The organism is Martinezella sp. CNPSo 3957, assembly GCF_057784395.1.
This window is the reverse complement of the sequence record NZ_JBXSOU010000006.1, coordinates 82,532-99,539: the sequence shown is the minus strand read 5'-3', so window position 1 is coordinate 99,539 and position 17,008 is coordinate 82,532. Positions and strand designations below refer to the sequence as shown.

The following is a 17,008-nucleotide window of genomic DNA, read 5'->3' as shown; positions in this document are numbered from 1 at the left end:
TCGCGTCTTGTGCACCTCCTCGTCCAAGCCCGTCGGATAAGGGCCGCAGCAGGACTATCGATTCAACTGGGTCGTCGTGGCTTGTTGAACACGTTGAATTTCGCAACCAACTGCGGCGCGGCCTCATAAACACTGTTCATGTGCGCCGAAATTTCACCCAACTTTGCGTTTCATCGTGACCCTGGCTGGATTCCAATATCGCAATTTCGTCAACGGCATCTTCGCGACAGACCGGATCAGCCTCAAATGCAAATCTGGGTCAAGGCATCGCGAAACTGGCAGACCTAAGCACGTTGCGGCATCTTCGTTGGTATCTTTGATTGAGAAATGGGCGGCGTTATACTAGATTTGCAAAATAGTATAACGGAGCTTCCGATGAACCGCCTCGACACAATGTATCAAACGATCCTAGCCGAACTTGGTCAACGGGTTTTCGATGCCAGCTTCGTTTCCGACTTCCCGGCCGACGGCCGTTTTGTCTCCGTCACGGTGAAAGATCGCAAATATTGGTATTTCGATCAACCCGATGGGCAGGGCGGCCAAACTCGCCGCTATGTCGGTCCTGCTGATGATGCCGCGATCACTGAAAGGGTTACGCAATTCAAGGCGCTAAAGAATGATTTCACGTCACGCCGCAAGCTCGTTCGGACGTTGATCCGTGAAGGTGGACTTCCTAGACCTGAGAATAGGGCCGGGGACATCATTGAAGTTCTCGCCAATGCGGGTTTCTTCCGGCTGCGTGGCGTCCTCATCGGCACAGTCGCGTATCAATGCTACTCCGGCCTCCTCGGTGTCCGTCTGCCTTCCGCTTCCATGGTGACGGGTGACGCTGATCTCGCGCAAGATTTTGCAATCTCCAACGAAGTGCAAGACAGCCTTCCCCCTATCCTCGATCTGCTACGATCGGTAGACGAGACATTCCAGCCGATCCCGCATCACTCGGGCTCGCCGCGATCGTCGGCCTTCCGGACGCTGGACGGCTACCGCGTCGAATTCCTGACCGGGAATCGAGGATCAGACGATTATCTGGACAAGCCTGCCGAAATGCCCGCCCTTGGCGGTGCCTCGGCTGATCCGCTCCGGTTTCTCGATTTCCTGATCTACGAGCCGGTGCGGACGGTCTTGCTGCATCAAGCCGGGGTGTCAGTCCTCATACCCGACCCGGCTCGGTATGCCATTCATAAGCTGATCATCGCCACGCGGCGGATTAAGACGGCCGATAGCTTTCTGAAGCAGCAGAAAGACCTCGATCAGGCGACAGCACTGATCGAGGCCATGGCGCAAGTGCGCCGATTCAACGATATGAAGGATGCTCTTCAAGAGGCTTGGGCGAGAGGACCGGCTTGGCGAGAGGCGATTACCGAAGCGCTTTCCATGATCCCCAATGAAACGGCTAATCGGCTGATGAAAGTCATCGATGAAAATGACGCGGGATAGGGGAAAGGGCAGCTGCCGGCTCTGATGGGGACGGCCCCGACGGCATCTGTGTGCCGGAATGGAGACGTTGGTCACCATTTAGAGGAAGCGTCGATGACAGAAGTTAGTATTATCGGACTGGATCTGGCCAAGAATGTGTTTCAGGTCCATTGCTCTGATAGAACTGGCAGCGCGCTTTTGCGCAAGAATCTTCGGCGTGATCAGCTGCTTGGATTTTTTGATCTGAACCGAAAGCGCGGCCCGTCCGTGGCCGGCACTAGGCTTCGATCCTGCCCGAACGAACAGCCGCTCCTAGGCGACAGCTGATGCGCCGGCGCGAAAGGCACCCTCTATTCCACTAGCGCCCGACGCTCCTCCAAAACCCGCATTCAGGTCTGTCGCCATCTCGCCACTACTCATTACCAGCCGAACAACCCGCATCTTCGTTTCTGTTGGACGACCAAAAGGCGGCTCCACGATACGGACTCGGGTATAGCCTGTCGTTTTCCTTTCAAATCTTTGGACGTTCTCAGCGATCAATACCACGGGCACGGTTGATCGTTCGACGTTGGCGCTCAGCGACAATCTCTTCTGTCCTATCTATAGCGACGGCACGCTGGATCGTGCGCAATTGCCCAAGGATGGATTTGAAAACCGTTTGCTGAACGAGAAGTCTTTGCGGCCGAGATCGGCGGGCTTAGTCCGTACCTTGCCGGTCGGTTCTCCGGCCTGCTCGAACGAACGGAGCAGACAGGGCCAGTTCGTTCGTCAGGTGCTTCCGATGGTCGTCGTAGATTGTGGGAGATCACCGGGTAAGCGTCCGAGGGGTAAGGTGGGACCCCACTCGGCTAACTGTCATTGAATGACCAAAATATCGACAGAGGGAGTGCGAATATGTTCTCGCCGAAACTGAGCACGCGCTCCCCCATGTAGATAACGATGCCGACGAAGGGACGGTTCATACCTGGGCCTTCGTCTCGAAACCAGCGCAGATGTTGAAAGTCCTTTGCTTCAACCGTAGTCGATGTCTTCATCTCGAAGCCGATAATCGTTCTGTCTGACTCAGCAAGGATGTCTATCTCGCGCGCCCTTTGCCTCCAATGATAAAGCCGCCATTGACGCATCTGATGGGGGAGCGATTTCCACATTTCATTGAAAACGAAATTTTCGAACAAGCCGCCGAGTGCTGTGGGATTCGCGCCAATATTGAAGCTCTGAGCGTTCATACTCCTCAATGCCGCGACGATCCCAGTATCCACAAGATGGATTTTTGGTTGGCGTATGTCGCGCTTGGACTCTCCAGAGGTCCACGCAGGCAATCGTCGCAATAGAGAGAGCTTAGTTAGAATATCGAGATAGGTCTCGGTGGTATTTCTTTGTAAGCTGATGTTTGAACATAGTTCGTCTATATTCAGCTCGTTTCCGACACGCGTCGCTAGTTGATCGATCATGCGCCTCATGGCGTCTGATTTTCGTATTTTTAAGATGTACGCAACGTCGCGCTCCACGACACTGTCAACGTAGTCTGTGTACCGATTTTGCCTCCAGCGCTCTTCCAGAGTTCGTATCTCGGGGAAACCGCCTGCGACTATCAAGTCGATGTATTGTACCCTGGACAACGTTTCTGGTTTAGGCAGGTCTAGCGGATCGGGATGGTCGTTCATCGATGCCCAGTCGAGAATTTTCGCTGGCCCCATGCGCTTTGTTTCGGCGACACTCATTGGAAGCATCGTCATTGTATGAACCCGGCCCGCCAACGAGTCCGCCACGTGCGCGGAAATGAAAACGTTGGATGAGCCTGTCAGGACGAACTGACCCATTGCTCGGTTTTCGTCCACGATTCTCTTCAACGCCAAAGCTAATTTCGTTGATCGTTGGGCTTCGTCGATAATGAGGGGGCCTGCTTTCGTCTCAGCCAAAAGGGCATCCAGCTGTCCTTTTGGATCAGCCTCAATAGCAGCAAGCACACCTTCGTCATCTAAGGTGATAAATTTTCCAACGGTCAGTAGATCACGTACCAGTGTCGTCTTTCCGACCTGACGCGGTCCAATAATATTTACCACCCGCGCCGATGTAAGTGCGGCTCTAAGTTGGGGCTGCAGATGACGCGGGAGAAGACTCTCGTCCATAACGCTTCTTTTTCTCAGTGAACCGATACGGCGAAAGTTGTAATAGCGTAATGGCAAAAGTGTCAATAGATATCTGGTGAAAGTATCAATATGGCCATGGTAAAAATATCAATAGGATGCTGGTGGAATCGTCGATAGTGCCATGGTGGAGTTGTCTGTACGCGTTGGACTTCTCGGTCCAGACTTGCGCCTCGATGCGCTCTGCCGCGCCCTGCCAGTAGCCGCACAGGTTCTCCGACGTCGTGCGGTGGGTGACGGTGCACAGCACGTCGGCAAGCTGCCAATGCAACCCTATATAGCGAGTGGCCTCCTTCCAGGCGACCATGGCCATGTACCAGGTACTTCACCGAAAAAAGGTAGTGAATGCCTACATACGAGCGCTCCGCGCGGGAGAAGAAGCTTTCGATCAGGTTTGTGTCGATCCCGTCCTCGGCATAATAGGCCCTGCTATGGTTTACCCGTCGGGGATCGCCAATCCTGAGCTTGTCGTTTCCCTTTAAAATCTCTGGACATTCTTAACGATCAACACCACGGGCGCGGTTGATCGTTCGACGTTGGCGCTCAGCGATAATCTCTTCTGTCCTATCTATAGCGACGGCACGCTGGATTGTGCGCAATTGGCCGAGGATGGATTTGAAGACAGTTTGCTGAGACTTCAGGACCATGTTGGCAACATCAGCCTCGTTGCGCAAAATTGCACCCGGTCCGAAGCGAGCATCAAGTGCCTTACTGACCACAGAAAATTCGCGTCGGACATCTGGCGACAAAGACCGGACCAATCGTGCCAGCTCGCGCGGGTTCTTCTCAGCCTCAGACGTGATGTGCCGCAGCTCATTCTGGGCAATTCTCGTCAACCCAGGAATAGCTATTGCCATCCGTTGCCGCTCGATGACGACCGCCGATTTTTCGGTCTCAAAAGCGCTCAGGTAATATCGACCAAGAGAGTGAATGTCGGCACCAACAGCGTTAACCGCCTGCAGTGCTTTCCTGCGCTCCCGGCCACCAGCGAGCAGCCTGTCCATCGTTCTGCCGCTACCGCGCAAAGGGCCATAGGCCGTTGGCTCTGTGGCGACGGCACGCCCAATACGCTCAGGGTCGATCTGCTTGCGCACCAGATCTTCGATCATCGTCACGGCGGCCGCGGGATCGCGCCAGATCACGGATCCCGTCGCGGCGAGTGCTGCTCTTTTTTGTTTGTAATGCTCAGTCTCGGTCACGCGCATTCGCGCCTCCTCGTCGAGGCTTGCATTGAATTTCGTGACCGCCGGCAACATCGCAGGAGATGCGAGTTGGGCGAGACGCCCATCTTCCGCAATTGATCGGCTAAAGGATTTCCCAGCGGGCAATAGACTAGAAGCATCTGCGACTGACGCGGGCAACGCGTCTTTGTCGTGGGTTGCGTGAATAGCAGCATTCCGCCCTGAAGTTTCGACTGCGACCCGGAAGGGCACGTTCGCCCGTTGCCAGAGCCGCGCCACCTGATCACGTTGTACGGTGAACCAATTGGATAGGCGCTCCGCCTGTGCCTCGACGGCGTGACTATAATCCGCGATAGCGTCGATGCCGCGCCGCCTTGCGAAATCGAAAGCCACGGATCGATAAGACGGCTCATTCTCGAAATCGAGCGTCGTCGTCTTTTCGCCGGGGCGCGACAGCCTCACAATCAGTTGCGCAAAGAGCGTCGGGGGGCGATGTTCGGCGGCAAGTTGATCCATCCGAGCCTCGGTCTTATCAATTGAATATGCCGTCCAAATATTGCGGTCGACAACACGATCCTCAAGGTGCCTCGCGCCCCTTTCCTCATCCATAACAGGCACTTTCACGGTAACTTTTTCAGTCCCCTCCTTGCGCATGGTCACTTTATCCCCGACACCGACGCCAGCCGCCTCAATCGCCTTTGGCAGATTGACGCCCCAAAGGCGATGCGTGGTTCCATCGTTCGTTCTGACGTCAACATACGGAGAAGGATCAGCGTCGTCCCGCTTGCGAAACTTCGCAAGTCCGATTTCAACAAGCTCGCCGGTAATGCCAACGGCATGTTCGGCGCGTGCCGTCTTGCCCCATTCGAACCTGGGCTGAAAATCTTCCCTTGTCGCATAAAGATCGACACGCTCGCGATGACGCGTCATGGCAACATATGTCAGGTGTCGGTCCATCATGCCGGTTGCCAGCACGAAAGTGCGGTCGAAGGTCGATCCTTGGGTCTTGTGAATCGTTGCGGCGTAGCCATGGTCGACATTGCGATAAGTGTCTTCGGAGAACAGGACATCCCGACCACTGTCCAACCGAACAAAAAGAAATGGTTCCCCTCCTCGACCCGCTGTCGATATGACCGTTCCAAACATGCCGTTCTTGACATGCTGAACGGTAAGGTGAGGGGCTTTGGGTTCGACGAACCGCGCATTTTCCAGGAAGATGATCCGGTCTCCCTCGCTAAACTCACGCATGCCGCGCTCTGTGCGAAACGACCTACCCTCCCCAAGCGCATCCTGGTGCAACATGACCGCACGGACCGCATCGTTGAGGCGTCTCACATCGCTATTGGTGTGGGCGAGAACCATCAACTCGTCGCCACGCAACTTACGGCCTTCGACTTCAGCCTTTGCAATGGCATCAAGGCGAGCGCTGGCCCAATCGGAGACGATGCGCTGAACTGCATCATTGCGCGTGTCACTTTCTCGGAGATGGCCATGGGCGCGATAGGCCCTCAAGGCTTCCTCAACATTTCCACGGGCAAACAGACGGGACGCCTCTCGCGCCCATTCGTGTCTCTGGCGGCGAACGCCGACCAATTCGGCAAAGCCGATGCGCTCAACGATGGCACGGAAGGAAGCCCCCGCCTGAATCGGCTGAAGTTGCATCGCGTCGCCGACAAGAACCGCTTTCGCGCCGGCATCCTCGACGCGTTTGAGAAGACGCGCCATCTGTTCCGACGAAACCATGCCAGCTTCGTCCAGAACCAGCACGTCGCCCTTCCGAAGCAGGTCATAGTCGTTTTTCCAGGCAAGCTCCCAAGCGGCAATCGTACGCGAACGGATCCCGGAACTATCAGTCAATGCCTCCGCCGCCTTGCCGGCGAGCGCTGCTCCGAGAACGCGCCTGCCGTCTCCTTCCCAGGCGAGACGTGCCACACTCAGCAATGTCGATTTGCCAGCGCCCGCAATACCGACGACTGCGGCAATGCCGCTATCGGCCGTGATATGTCGAACCGCATCGACCTGCTCAGGGTCGAGGCGAATGGCCTTGTCTGGCGCTGCCTCAATCTCACCTATCGCAGCATCAACCTGGGATGACGATACCGCGAAGCCACCTATGTTCGAGAGATTGAATGCTGACCGCGCCATGTGAAATTCGGTTCTGATCGTCGCGCGCGTCGTGAAGACTGCCGGCAGCTCGACCCCACCAGTTTCCGCACTGACCTGCTGCGGTCGCAGCGTTACCAAATCATCCGACGCCATCAGTTTCGCGCGGATATTGGCAAAGACGATTGGATCATCAACGTGGCGGTGGAGCGCACGGGCGATCTCGGCCTCATCGAAAGTCGAGCGCTCGTTGCTGAGTTGCCTAAGCAATAGACCGGGGTCGGCAGCGAGGCGATCCGCAGCCTCGTAACGCTGCGCCAATGCCGCAGGGGCGAAATGGATATCGGCACCTTTGCGTAGAAGGGCCGTGCGTGCAGGACCGACATGGCGCTGCCCCATTCCCCGCAACCCCTGCTCCTCGTAGGAGCGACCGTCTATGCGAATATCGTGACCGGCAAGCGCTAGGTGGTGCGTTACCGTTTCAGCCCAGGCAAGTTTCCACTCCTCCATCGTTTCCTTGTTGCCTGCCCACGGACGGTAAACAATTGCTCCTTTCGGCCTATCGGGGGTTTTGAGGCGCAGCGGCTCACCCCGGTCGTCGACGACAGCGACGTGCTTTGGCCCAAATCCTTCCGCGGTCAGTGGACGCAGCGTGGTCATAACATGGACGTGCGGATTGCCCTTCTTGTCGTGATAGACCCAGTCTGCCACCATTCCACGCGACAGCAGGTTCTCGCGAACGAAGTCGCGCACGAGAGCGATATTCTCCTTACTGCTGAGCTCGTTTGGAAGCGCAAGGATGATCTCGCGGGCTAACTGTGCATCACGCCGGTTCTCGAAACAATCGACAGCATTCCAGAGCGCTTCGCTGGCGCCGGCAACCGATCGTCCGTCAATTAAAACTCGCAACCATGCCGGCGTATCGTCGGGCAGAGCGAGTTCCTCATGGATAAGTTCGTCCGCCCTTGCCGAGTAGCGGAATTTAATCCCCACCTGCTCATCCATCATCTTGGTCCGATGACGATAGGCCGCAGCCGAGACAATGCTCTGCCCCGCTCCGCGGCTGATCAATTTCGCTCTCAAAAACATAATAGCCAAATTTGACTCTATCCTTTCTGGCACCTCGGTACCGGGCAGATATCAAGACACTTGGCGAAAAGGCCTCGAAAGAGACCCATTTTCCGAGGTGAATTCCACTTTCCTATATTATTTCAGCCGATTTGACTACCGTATTTAATTCAGTATAAAAGGTGCCGGCGGACTCGACTCTGATGAAAGGAAGGGCAGGTATGCGTGCAAGAACCACAGTCTCCGAGATCGGCACACAGATCGAGCTGCTCAGAGAGAAACGAAAGAACATGGTCGCCAAGGCCAATGAACGTTTCGCTAGCGCGGCACGGAGGGCCGGTCTCGCCGAACTGGACATTTCCGACGCCGAGCTCAATGAGGTTCTCGCCGAGATCACAGCGCGATTTCGCGACGGCGAAAAAAGGACAGCGGGCGAATCCGCTTAAGAGGCTCGATCAGCGGATTATGCTTCTCGAACGAAGGCGGCAGCGCGATATGACAAACGATCGCAAGCGCGAATCGCGCGAAAAGATGATCTTCGGCGGATTGATCATCAAGGCTGGCTTGAGAAAAGCCGATCGCGCGTTCCTGCTCGGCGCCTTGATCGAGGCCAGCCGGATCCCGCCAGATACTGCGCAGTATCGCGAGCTTCACAAGATTGGTATGGAAGCGTTCCGAGCCGATGCACGCATGAATAATTCGGAGAGCAAGGATCTAGATGTTTGACCCAGGCTTTGATCCCGCCGACGATACCCCCTCTGACATGTTCATCTTTACATCGAGGCCTTCAGCGTCACGGAATTTCGCGATTACCAACGTCGAAGGCAACAAGGAGCAAACAAAGAAGCGGCTGCGTACGGATGTTGCTCGTCTCCTGCAATTTATACATTGCGTAACTAAACTACGACTGAATGATCGATCCGTGGGAGCCGTTTGACGGACAGATCTCATCAATAATCGTGGCCAAGAATTGTCACTAAGCCACTTCTCGCGTCAGGAACTGATCAAACAGCGGGGCGGGAGTGGCTCTCTTGCGAAACCACCGATTTGTGCGGTTTTGGCCATCAAAGCCTCCTGATGCGCATTTGGCGGACGCGATGGATTTAATGCCTACCCTTGTCGGAAGGCGCGCTCTATGGCTCTCGGTTTTGATCGTAAAACACTTTGAGAACCGCTTGTAAGCCGAAAGATATGTCGATAAATTTGCATTTCATCGACATAATTTGCCAATGTGTCGATGCCGTCGACATATTACCCGCTGCATGTCGATGAAATGAGGAATCATCGACATGACGTTTCGCCCTGACCGCCCTTACAACGATCTTCCCGCATTGCCCCCGCGTTCAGACGTTGAAACGAAGGAAATACTCAAGGCCTGCATCGCCGCTCGAGCCGCTCTCGCGGAATTGCGGGTGTCAGGACAGCTTATTCCCAACCAGTCGATCCTGATCAACTCGATCCCGCTACTCGAGGCGCAAGCAAGCTCCGAAATCGAGAACATCGTCACCACAACAGACAGGCTCTTCCGTTTTGCAAACGAAGTCGGCAATCACGCCGACCCGGCGACAAAGGAAGCGCTTCGTTATCGCACGGCTCTCAGCGAAGGATTTCAATCGCTCCGGAACCGGCCGGTCTCGACGTCTACTGCAGTTGCTGTCTGCCGAACGATCAAGGGCGTCGATCTCGACATTCGGTCAACGCCAGGCACGGCCCTAATGAACGAGATAACCGGCGCAGTAATTTACACGCCCCCTGAAGGGCAGGCGCTGCTACGCGAAAAGCTCAGCAACTGGGAGCGCTACATCCACGAGGCCGAGGATATCGATCCGCTGATCCGCCTTGCGGTAATGCACTATCAGTTCGAAGCAATTCACCCATTTACCGATGGCAATGGCCGCACCGGACGCGTTTTGAACCTGCTCTATCTCGTCGACAAAGGACTACTCGACATCCCAGTGCTCTACCTTAGCCGCTACATCATTGGCAATAAAAGAGCCTATTATGACCGGCTATTGGCCGTGACAACGGAGGGCGCCTGGGAGGACTGGATACTCTATATGCTGGAAGCAGTTCGCGACACAGCGGAATGGTCGACAGCTCGCATTCGTGCTATTCGCGATCTTCTCAACGAGACGGCAGAAAGCATTCGGCGGGATATACCGAGGATTTATTCGCGAGAACTCGCAGAAGTAATCTTTGTGAACCCTTATTGCCGGATCGGCGACCTCGTTGAGGCGCAGATCGCCAAGCGGCAATCCGCATCAGTCTATCTTAAGCTTCTCGTCGAAGCCGGCCTACTCCAAGAAATCAAAGCCGGACGAGAAAATCTCTATATCAATCCGGCGTTACTCGCCCTCCTCCGTGATCAAGCCATAGCACGGCATGATCAATGAGGCACAGGAACGGCAAGTTTCCCCTGATCGGCTATCTAGCGTTTCCACAGGAGAGCAGACAACGGATGCCCAAGAAGTTGAACTGCGCTCGGCCGGCTGCGAGATCATTGTTCAAGAACAGGGTTCAGTCCAATCCCTTGCCCGGGCGGCACTACCCTGGCAAAGCGCCTGCGCAACGTTGATACCGGAGACGCGCTCGTTGCCGTACGCCTCAATCGTTCGGCTCATTCGCTGAGCCATCTATTCGAGGTCATCGAGGATCTCTCGGTCGGAGGGGGCGCATTTCCGATTGCTACAAGATCCGATCGACAGTTCTACAACGCAGCGCATGTTTTCGCGCCAAGTGCTTGGCGGCGTTGCGCAGCTCGAACGCGCGCTGATCTCCGAACGAGCAAAAGGCATCAAGGCCGCGAGAACAAAGGGCGGACTTCCAGTCGACCCCGCCTCCGAGAAAGAACCCGGAGGCCTTACCAAAAATGACTGCGGTGCGGAAAGCGGCTATTGCCAAAGCCCATGCCGAGTGGCGTCGTCATATGGTTACGTGGCAAAACGCGTAGCCAAGCATGCGGTCGAAACGCTAGCGCGAGATCGGCAACTGTTGTGGGATCGAGCTTCACAGTTTCAGCCGAAATCACGCTCGGCCGCGGCAAGGACCTCGTCCAGACGGCCGCTTTTCATGATATTCAGCGGCGAGCCGCCTATATCAGGCTTTGTCTGGATCAACCACTGCCATGCAACACGGGAATTGCGGATGATCCGCGTCACCTGAGCCATGCCCTCCACCGGGCGTCCATCGACAAACTGCGCCAATGGAAAGACATGCTTGCGCTCGCCCTTCAGCAGGCCAATCACCGCGCCACGTCTCTGCCAGTCGTGCAGGGTCGACCGTTTCGTACCAAATGTCTTTTCGATCTCGGCAGGTCCCGCGACAGGCCCGGCCCAGTCTTCGAGACGTGTCGGCTCGGCAAAAGCTGCGAGGCGGCGCCTTCCTTCATCGAGATTGATGGGCGCGGGAAGACCGGCACCCTGGCTAGCCTCGACGGACTTGCCAACTGCAAGCGGCGCGAGGCGGACGCCAGGTTCCGCGACGAGGCCAGCGACCGCGATCTCGACAGCTTGCGCCAGCTCGCGTTCGTCGGCAACGATCCGGCGTTGCTGGTCGGCGGCAAGACGTGCGGTTGCTGCGATGACTGCGGCGACGACACGCCCCGTCGCGGCAAGCGCCGTCTTGGAAAGACGTGGATTATGACGGGCGAGGACCTCGACGACATCGGCAATGGCCGCCGGGTTCAACCCGGACAGAGAGGCTGCTGACGACTTTCTGACGGATGTAACCACGTTCTTGCTCCTATCATCCGCGGTGATAGATAGTACAGATTGTCCAGATTGTCCAGATTGCTGGATATATTAAAACACTGCAAAACAGGTCCGCGGCACTGAAGCCGATGAGCCGAAATGAACGCGACTTTCGCTTTCTCACGAGTCGTGCACGGCAGCATTAAAACTTCCGAGAACATTGTGTCAGCGGTCGTGACAGGCGAAGACAAAACCGGCAAGAATCGCCGCCACCGGCTTTGCTATTTTGTAAGCGTTAAAACCGATCCGGACAGCTCGAGGCAGCTCGAACCTGCCGCGCGCAAATCTTACTCCCCGCGCTCGGCCTCGAGAGCCGCAATCTCGTCTGAGATTTCCTCGATCCGTTGCCGGAGCTCCGCTTCGGTACCGTCGTCCACCTCGCCTTCGCCGAAACAATAGCGCGCTATATGCAGCTCAAGCCTGGCTTCGAGCTGCTCGCGCTGGGTGCGCAGTTGTTTAAGATAGCTGTTTCGCATCGCGAGCCACGCTTTCAGAGAAATTGGGTCTTACCCTGATAAATGGGATCGAAGCCCGAAAATTTCGATAGGCATCCCCTGCATCTGCGCCAACGCTGCGGCCAAACCTGCGACAAGGCCGTATTTCGGGCCATTGCAAGGTGGCTAATCGGTCATCACATTCATGGGATTCACACCTGAAATGATCCGCAAGGCAAATATTAGGCGCTGACATCGGCTTGGAATTCGGGCTAATTCAGGCGGAATGTTCGAGGTAATGTTGTGTTGAACGAAAAAATTGCCGTTATCGGCCTCGGTTATGTGGGCCTGCCTGTCGCGATTGCGCTTGCCGAAAAATTCCAGGATGTGGTCGGCTTTGACATCAAGGCGTCCCGCGTCGCCGCGCTGAAAGCAGGCGAGGACGATACCCGGGAGGTTTCTGCCGAGAGGCTACGGTCAAGCGGGTTGCGCATCAGCAGCGAGATCGAGGATATTCGCGATCGCGATATCTTTATCGTCGCCGTGCCGACGCCAATCGACCGAAACCGTCAGCCGGATCTCAGGCCGATGATTTCCGCCTCCCGTGCGGTCGGTAAGGTTTTGCGCAAAGGTTCGATCGTCGTCTATGAATCGACGGTCTATCCGGGCGTCACCGAAGAGGTCTGCGGCCCAGTGCTGGCGGAGGTTTCCGGACTGCGCCAGGGCAACGATTTCCATGTCGGCTATTCGCCGGAACGCATCAATCCCGGCGACAAGGAGCACACCTTCGAGCGCATCGTGAAGGTCGTCGCCGGCGATGATGCGGAAACGCTGGAAAGGATCGCCGCCATCTATGGCGCCGTAGTCGAGGCCGGCATCCACCGTGCCCCCAGCATCAAGGTGGCCGAAGCCGCCAAGGTGATCGAAAATACCCAGCGCGACGTCAATATTGCATTGATGAACGAGCTTTCGATCATTTTCGAGAAAATGGATATCCGCACGGCCGACGTGCTGAAGGCAGCGCGGACGAAATGGAACTTCCTGCCCTTCACCCCGGGCCTTGTCGGCGGCCACTGCATCGGCGTCGACCCCTATTATCTAACGGCCAAGGCTGAAGAGCTCGGCTATCACCCGGAAGTCATCCTCTCCGGCCGCCGCATCAATGATGGGATGGGCGCTTTCATTGCCCAGAAGCTCATCAAGATGCTGGTCGCGGCGAAAAAGCCGATCAATGGCGCCCGGATCGGCATATTCGGCCTGACCTTCAAGGAAAACGTGCCCGACCTGCGCAACAGCCGCGTTCCCGACATTATAAGCGAACTGCACCAATTCGGCCTGGAACCGCTGGTGCACGACCCGATGGCGAGCACCTCGGAGGCGGAGGGGGAATACGGCATAAAGCTCAGGGAATTGCAGGACTTCGGCAAGCTTGATGCCGTCGTGCTTGCCGTTCCTCACCAAGCCTATCTGGCCGAAGGTGCCGCAGAGATCCTCGATCTCTTGAGCGAAAACGGCGTCGTCATCGACGTGAAGGCAGCTCTCGATCGGAGCAATCCTCTGCTGGAAGGTCATTCGGTCTGGAGCCTATAAGGCCGAAAGGCCAGCTCAACTCGCCCCCGCACCAGCGACCGTGGCCGCCAATCCTTCTTCGACCGAGTAAGGCGGCGACCAGCCGGTGAGCGCCCGCGTCTCGCCGATATCGACCTGAAGCGAGCCAAGCAACCGCTGCGCGGCGGCTCGGCGTCCCAGAAGTGCGGCAAGTCCTTCGAGCAGCGCAGGCGGCACCGGCAGCATCCAAGCATTGCGCCCGGCGGCCAGAGATAGTTTGGCGATCAGCTGGCCGATCGAAAGATCTTCGCCGTCGCTGATCAGGAATATGCGGTTTCCAACGGATGAATGGTTGGCGCAGAGCAGCATGAAATCGACCAGATTGCCGACATAAACGAGCGACCTGCGGTTTCGAACCGCCCCAAACGGCCAGGGAAGCGGCCGCGCAGCCCACCTCATCAGGCTTGCGAAATTCGCCTTGACGCCGGGACCATAGACGAGAGGCGGCCGGATGATGACGACCTCCATGCCCGTTTCCGCTGATATCGCGAACAAGGCCGCCTCCGCCTCCAGTTTCGAGCGGCCATAGGCATCTTCCGGATGCGGCACGTCCGAGGCCCTGAAGGGCTTACCCACCGACGTCCCTTCGCCGTTGACCTTGATCGAACTCAGGAAAATGAAGCGTTTCACGCCCGCAGCCGCTGCCTGCCGCGCCAGGTTTACCGTTGCATCCACATTGACGGCGCGAAACGCGGCCAATGGATCGGCGGCGCTCTCGTTCATAACGTGGACACGGGCGGCAAGATGCATGACGACATCGATGCCGGCAAGCGCATCGGACCAGTCCGTCTGGCTATCCATCGCCCCGATGGCAACGAAGCCCGGGCGGAAGCTACGGCTGACCGGGCGATAATCCATCCGCCGGCGGGAAAGCTCCGCGCACAGAGCCTGTCCGACAAAACCCGTCGCACCCGTTACCAGGATCATCCGCGCACTGCCTCCGCTTTTTCCGCACCATGATTAGCTGAGACATGCTTTGCACGGGATATCCGCTCGGAACAAGGGCGGGGAATCTTGTCGCGGATGGTTGTGCTTGAAATCGCGATATGAGATGGACGGAGCATTGACGACCTTGATCACCCTCAGAACAGAGGGCGATGCAACGATAAGAGACGATGCTTTATACGATCGCCAAGCGCCTTTTCGATTTTCTCGCCGCTCTAGCCGCGACCATCGTCTTTTTTATTCCGATCCTGATCGTTGCTCTGGCAGTGCGCCTGACCTCGCCAGGTCCGATCCTCTATTGGTCCGATCGGATCGGCCGGAAAAATAAGATCTTCCGCATGCCGAAATTCCGCAGCATGCGCACCGACACGCCGGCGGTCGCGACCCATCTGCTGAAGGACCCGAATATCTATCTGACGCCGATCGGCTCCTTCCTGCGCAAATCGAGCCTCGACGAGCTGCCGCAGCTTTGGTGCATCCTCAAGGGTGAGATGAGCATCGTCGGCCCGCGCCCTGCCCTTTTTAATCAGCACGACCTCATAGCCCTGCGCACGGAGCGCGGCGTCGATGCTTTGCAGCCTGGCCTAACCGGCTGGGCGCAGGTCAACGGCCGCGACGAACTGCCGATCCCCCAGAAGGTAGCGCTGGACGAAGAGTATATGCGTCGACGCTCTTTTTTCTTCGACTTAAAGGTTATTTTCCTGACGGCATTGAAAGTGGTCAAACGCGACGGAGTTGCGCATTAACAAACATTCGGCGAAATCGACATTATCGACACAACGGCGTGGGAGAATTGCCGTATATCCGCCCCTTTGCGACCATAGGGGCCGTGGTGGGAGCGAGAGATGCCGGATGATGAACCGAACCTGGACGAAGGCCGACGACATTGGATGACTCGCGCATGAACAAGCCCCATGGTGACCTTGCAGCCGAACCGATCGGCGTCATGAAGGCAGGAAGCAGCATGACGAAACCGGTCGCCATCATCGGCGGCATTCTCTGGCTGCTGGTTGCCTCCCCGACCGTGGTCGAGAGCGACGCCTATCGCTATGCGACGGCGCTTCTCTCCCTGATCGCCCTCTATTATTACATGAAGGCGCCCATACGGCCGCGCACGGACTGGATCGGCTGGCTCTGCATGGGATGGGCCTTTTATGTCATGGCGCGATTCTTCATCACCTTCTGGCTGACGCCACAACACGATATCGGCGCCTCGGACTGGCTCTACGCCTTTCCCTTCTTCTTTCCTATCATGGGCGTCGCCTTCCTGCTCTATGAAGAGCTGATGGAGAAGATCGTCGCGGCTTATTTCGCGGTAGTCCTCATCATGCTGGTCGCCACCCAGCATCTGCGCGAGGTCTTTGCCGGCGAGACCATCCGGCCCTTGATCATGAACAACCAGATCCACGGCGCCGTCGCCTGCGGCATGATCGTTATCTTCACCCTGTTCTGGCTCTTGCATTACCTGACGGACAAATCCAGTGACCGCCGGATCGCCCGCTTCGCCTATATCGCTTCGCCCTTCATCTTCGCGCTCTGTTTCATCGCCATTTACGGCGCCAAATCGAAAGGCGTCTGGCTGGCACTCGGCATAACACTGCCGGTGCTGGCGCTGATCACGCTCACCTACCTGCGCCTGAAGAGCGGCGTGATCATCATCATCGCCGTCGCAGCCCTGTTGATCGCGGGTATCTATGGCGTCAGGCACAATCTCGACAAGACGGCTGGCCCGACTTTGTCGGCAGCCATTTCCATGGTCGAAAATGTGGCCAACGGCCATGAGATGGGCGGCGTGGTTTCGAACGCCATCAGTTCCAGCAATACGCCGGTATCGATGGACGAACGCCTGCAGCTCTGGTCGAACAGCTGGGAGGTCTTTTCCTCGGCGCCGATCTTCGGCTGGGGCAACCGGTGGCTCGAACGCTGGGCCGAGACGCGTTACTCGCATGTCCAGTACACGCTGCTGCACAACGGCTACCTGGAAATCCTGGTGCGCTACGGCCTGTTCGGTGCGGCAATCATGGGCTTCATGCTCGCCACCTTCATCCGCGCCGTCTGGCGCGCCCGCAAGGCCGGCATCATCCCGCGCGCGGCATGGCACGCCTATATCGCCTGCCTGTTCTTCTTCTCATTGACGCTCCTCAGCAACTCCAACAACCGCCTGGCGATCGGCGAAAGCCTTGCCTTCGCAAGCTCCGCCTTCGCCTGCTGGTGCCACATGCGACTGAAGGGGGAGTATTTGGCGATGTCGAAGGTGGAAAGGAAAGAAGCGGAGTTGAGAGCGCGATCATGATAGTTGCACGACCTCGATAGCAACAAAGAGAACCCCACGATCGAATCTAGGATGGTTTGTCCTT

The 17,008-nt window shown here is 56.9% G+C and carries 13 protein-coding genes and 4 pseudogenes; 10 read left to right on the top strand and 7 right to left on the bottom strand.

Annotated features, from left to right (window positions below; genetic code table 11):
- Positions 1–375 precede the first annotated feature (375 nt).
- Complete coding sequence (locus tag AC13QE_RS16280) at positions 376–1,437, top strand: nucleotidyltransferase family protein (protein ID WP_488484430.1); 1,062 nt, start codon at positions 376–378, stop codon at positions 1,435–1,437.
- Between the two features lie 93 nt (positions 1,438–1,530).
- Positions 1,531–1,656, top strand: a pseudogene (locus AC13QE_RS16275) (IS110 family transposase); the annotation flags it as partial.
- Positions 1,657–2,264: 608 nt separating this feature from the next.
- Here the strand turns inward: AC13QE_RS16275 and AC13QE_RS16270 are convergent.
- The 4 genes and pseudogenes from AC13QE_RS16270 to traA form a co-directional block, all read right to left on the bottom strand.
- On the bottom strand, positions 2,265–3,545 hold the full coding sequence (locus AC13QE_RS16270) for an ATP-binding protein (RefSeq protein WP_488484429.1): 1,281 nt from the start codon (positions 3,543–3,545) through the stop codon (positions 2,265–2,267).
- 85 nt (positions 3,546–3,630) lie between these two features.
- Positions 3,631–3,876 (bottom strand): hypothetical protein, encoded by a 246-nt coding sequence (locus AC13QE_RS16265; protein WP_488484428.1) that lies wholly within the window; start codon positions 3,874–3,876, stop codon positions 3,631–3,633.
- A gap of 16 nt (positions 3,877–3,892) precedes the next feature.
- A pseudogene (locus tag AC13QE_RS16260) lies at positions 3,893–4,021 on the bottom strand (transposase); the annotation flags it as partial.
- A gap of 39 nt (positions 4,022–4,060) precedes the next feature.
- Complete coding sequence (gene traA, locus AC13QE_RS16255) at positions 4,061–7,945, bottom strand: Ti-type conjugative transfer relaxase TraA (protein ID WP_488484427.1); 3,885 nt, start codon at positions 7,943–7,945, stop codon at positions 4,061–4,063.
- Positions 7,946–8,136: 191 nt separating this feature from the next.
- Between traA and AC13QE_RS16250 the strand changes: the two genes are divergently transcribed.
- The 5 genes and pseudogenes from AC13QE_RS16250 to AC13QE_RS16230 form a co-directional block, all read left to right on the top strand.
- Complete coding sequence (locus tag AC13QE_RS16250) at positions 8,137–8,361, top strand: TraC family protein (RefSeq protein ID WP_488484426.1); 225 nt, start codon at positions 8,137–8,139, stop codon at positions 8,359–8,361.
- Between the two features lie 49 nt (positions 8,362–8,410).
- Entirely contained in the window at positions 8,411–8,641 is a 231-nt protein-coding gene (locus AC13QE_RS16245; protein WP_349958979.1) for a conjugal transfer protein TraD, read from the top strand.
- A gap of 23 nt (positions 8,642–8,664) precedes the next feature.
- A pseudogene (locus AC13QE_RS16240) lies at positions 8,665–8,760 on the top strand (IS481 family transposase); the annotation flags it as partial.
- 444 nt (positions 8,761–9,204) lie between these two features.
- Complete coding sequence (gene fic / locus AC13QE_RS16235) at positions 9,205–10,308, top strand: protein adenylyltransferase Fic (RefSeq protein WP_488484425.1); 1,104 nt, start codon at positions 9,205–9,207, stop codon at positions 10,306–10,308.
- Positions 10,298–10,808: pseudogene (locus AC13QE_RS16230) on the top strand (recombinase family protein); the annotation flags it as partial. The gene fic and the pseudogene AC13QE_RS16230, both read left to right, overlap by 11 nt.
- Before the next feature lie 121 nt (positions 10,809–10,929).
- Here AC13QE_RS16230 and AC13QE_RS16225 read toward each other — a convergent pair.
- Together AC13QE_RS16225 and AC13QE_RS16220 are read right to left on the bottom strand one after the other, a co-directional pair.
- Positions 10,930–11,646, bottom strand: a complete 717-nt coding sequence (locus tag AC13QE_RS16225; RefSeq protein WP_488484424.1) for an antitoxin Xre/MbcA/ParS-like domain-containing protein — start codon at positions 11,644–11,646, stop codon at positions 10,930–10,932.
- 305 nt (positions 11,647–11,951) lie between these two features.
- On the bottom strand, positions 11,952–12,140 hold the full coding sequence (locus AC13QE_RS16220) for a hypothetical protein (protein ID WP_112410931.1): 189 nt from the start codon (positions 12,138–12,140) through the stop codon (positions 11,952–11,954).
- A 261-nt stretch (positions 12,141–12,401) separates the two neighbouring features.
- Here AC13QE_RS16220 and AC13QE_RS16215 point away from each other — a divergent pair, with 261 nt between their 5' ends.
- Positions 12,402–13,688 carry a nucleotide sugar dehydrogenase gene (locus AC13QE_RS16215; RefSeq protein WP_488484423.1) on the top strand — a complete coding sequence of 429 codons (1,287 nt, stop codon included), beginning with the start codon at positions 12,402–12,404 and terminating at the stop codon, positions 13,686–13,688.
- 15 nt (positions 13,689–13,703) lie between these two features.
- Here AC13QE_RS16215 and AC13QE_RS16210 read toward each other — a convergent pair whose 3' ends face one another.
- On the bottom strand, positions 13,704–14,633 hold the full coding sequence (locus tag AC13QE_RS16210) for a UDP-glucose 4-epimerase family protein (protein ID WP_488484422.1): 930 nt from the start codon (positions 14,631–14,633) through the stop codon (positions 13,704–13,706).
- Positions 14,634–14,821: 188 nt separating this feature from the next.
- On the opposite strand from AC13QE_RS16210, the gene AC13QE_RS16205 reads away from it, so the two are divergent.
- Positions 14,822–15,397, top strand: coding sequence for a sugar transferase (locus tag AC13QE_RS16205; RefSeq protein ID WP_488484421.1), 576 nt, complete (start codon positions 14,822–14,824; stop codon positions 15,395–15,397).
- A gap of 155 nt (positions 15,398–15,552) precedes the next feature.
- Complete coding sequence (locus tag AC13QE_RS16200; RefSeq protein ID WP_488484420.1) at positions 15,553–16,944, top strand: O-antigen ligase family protein; 1,392 nt, start codon at positions 15,553–15,555, stop codon at positions 16,942–16,944.
- The last annotated feature ends 64 nt before the right edge of the window (positions 16,945–17,008 follow it).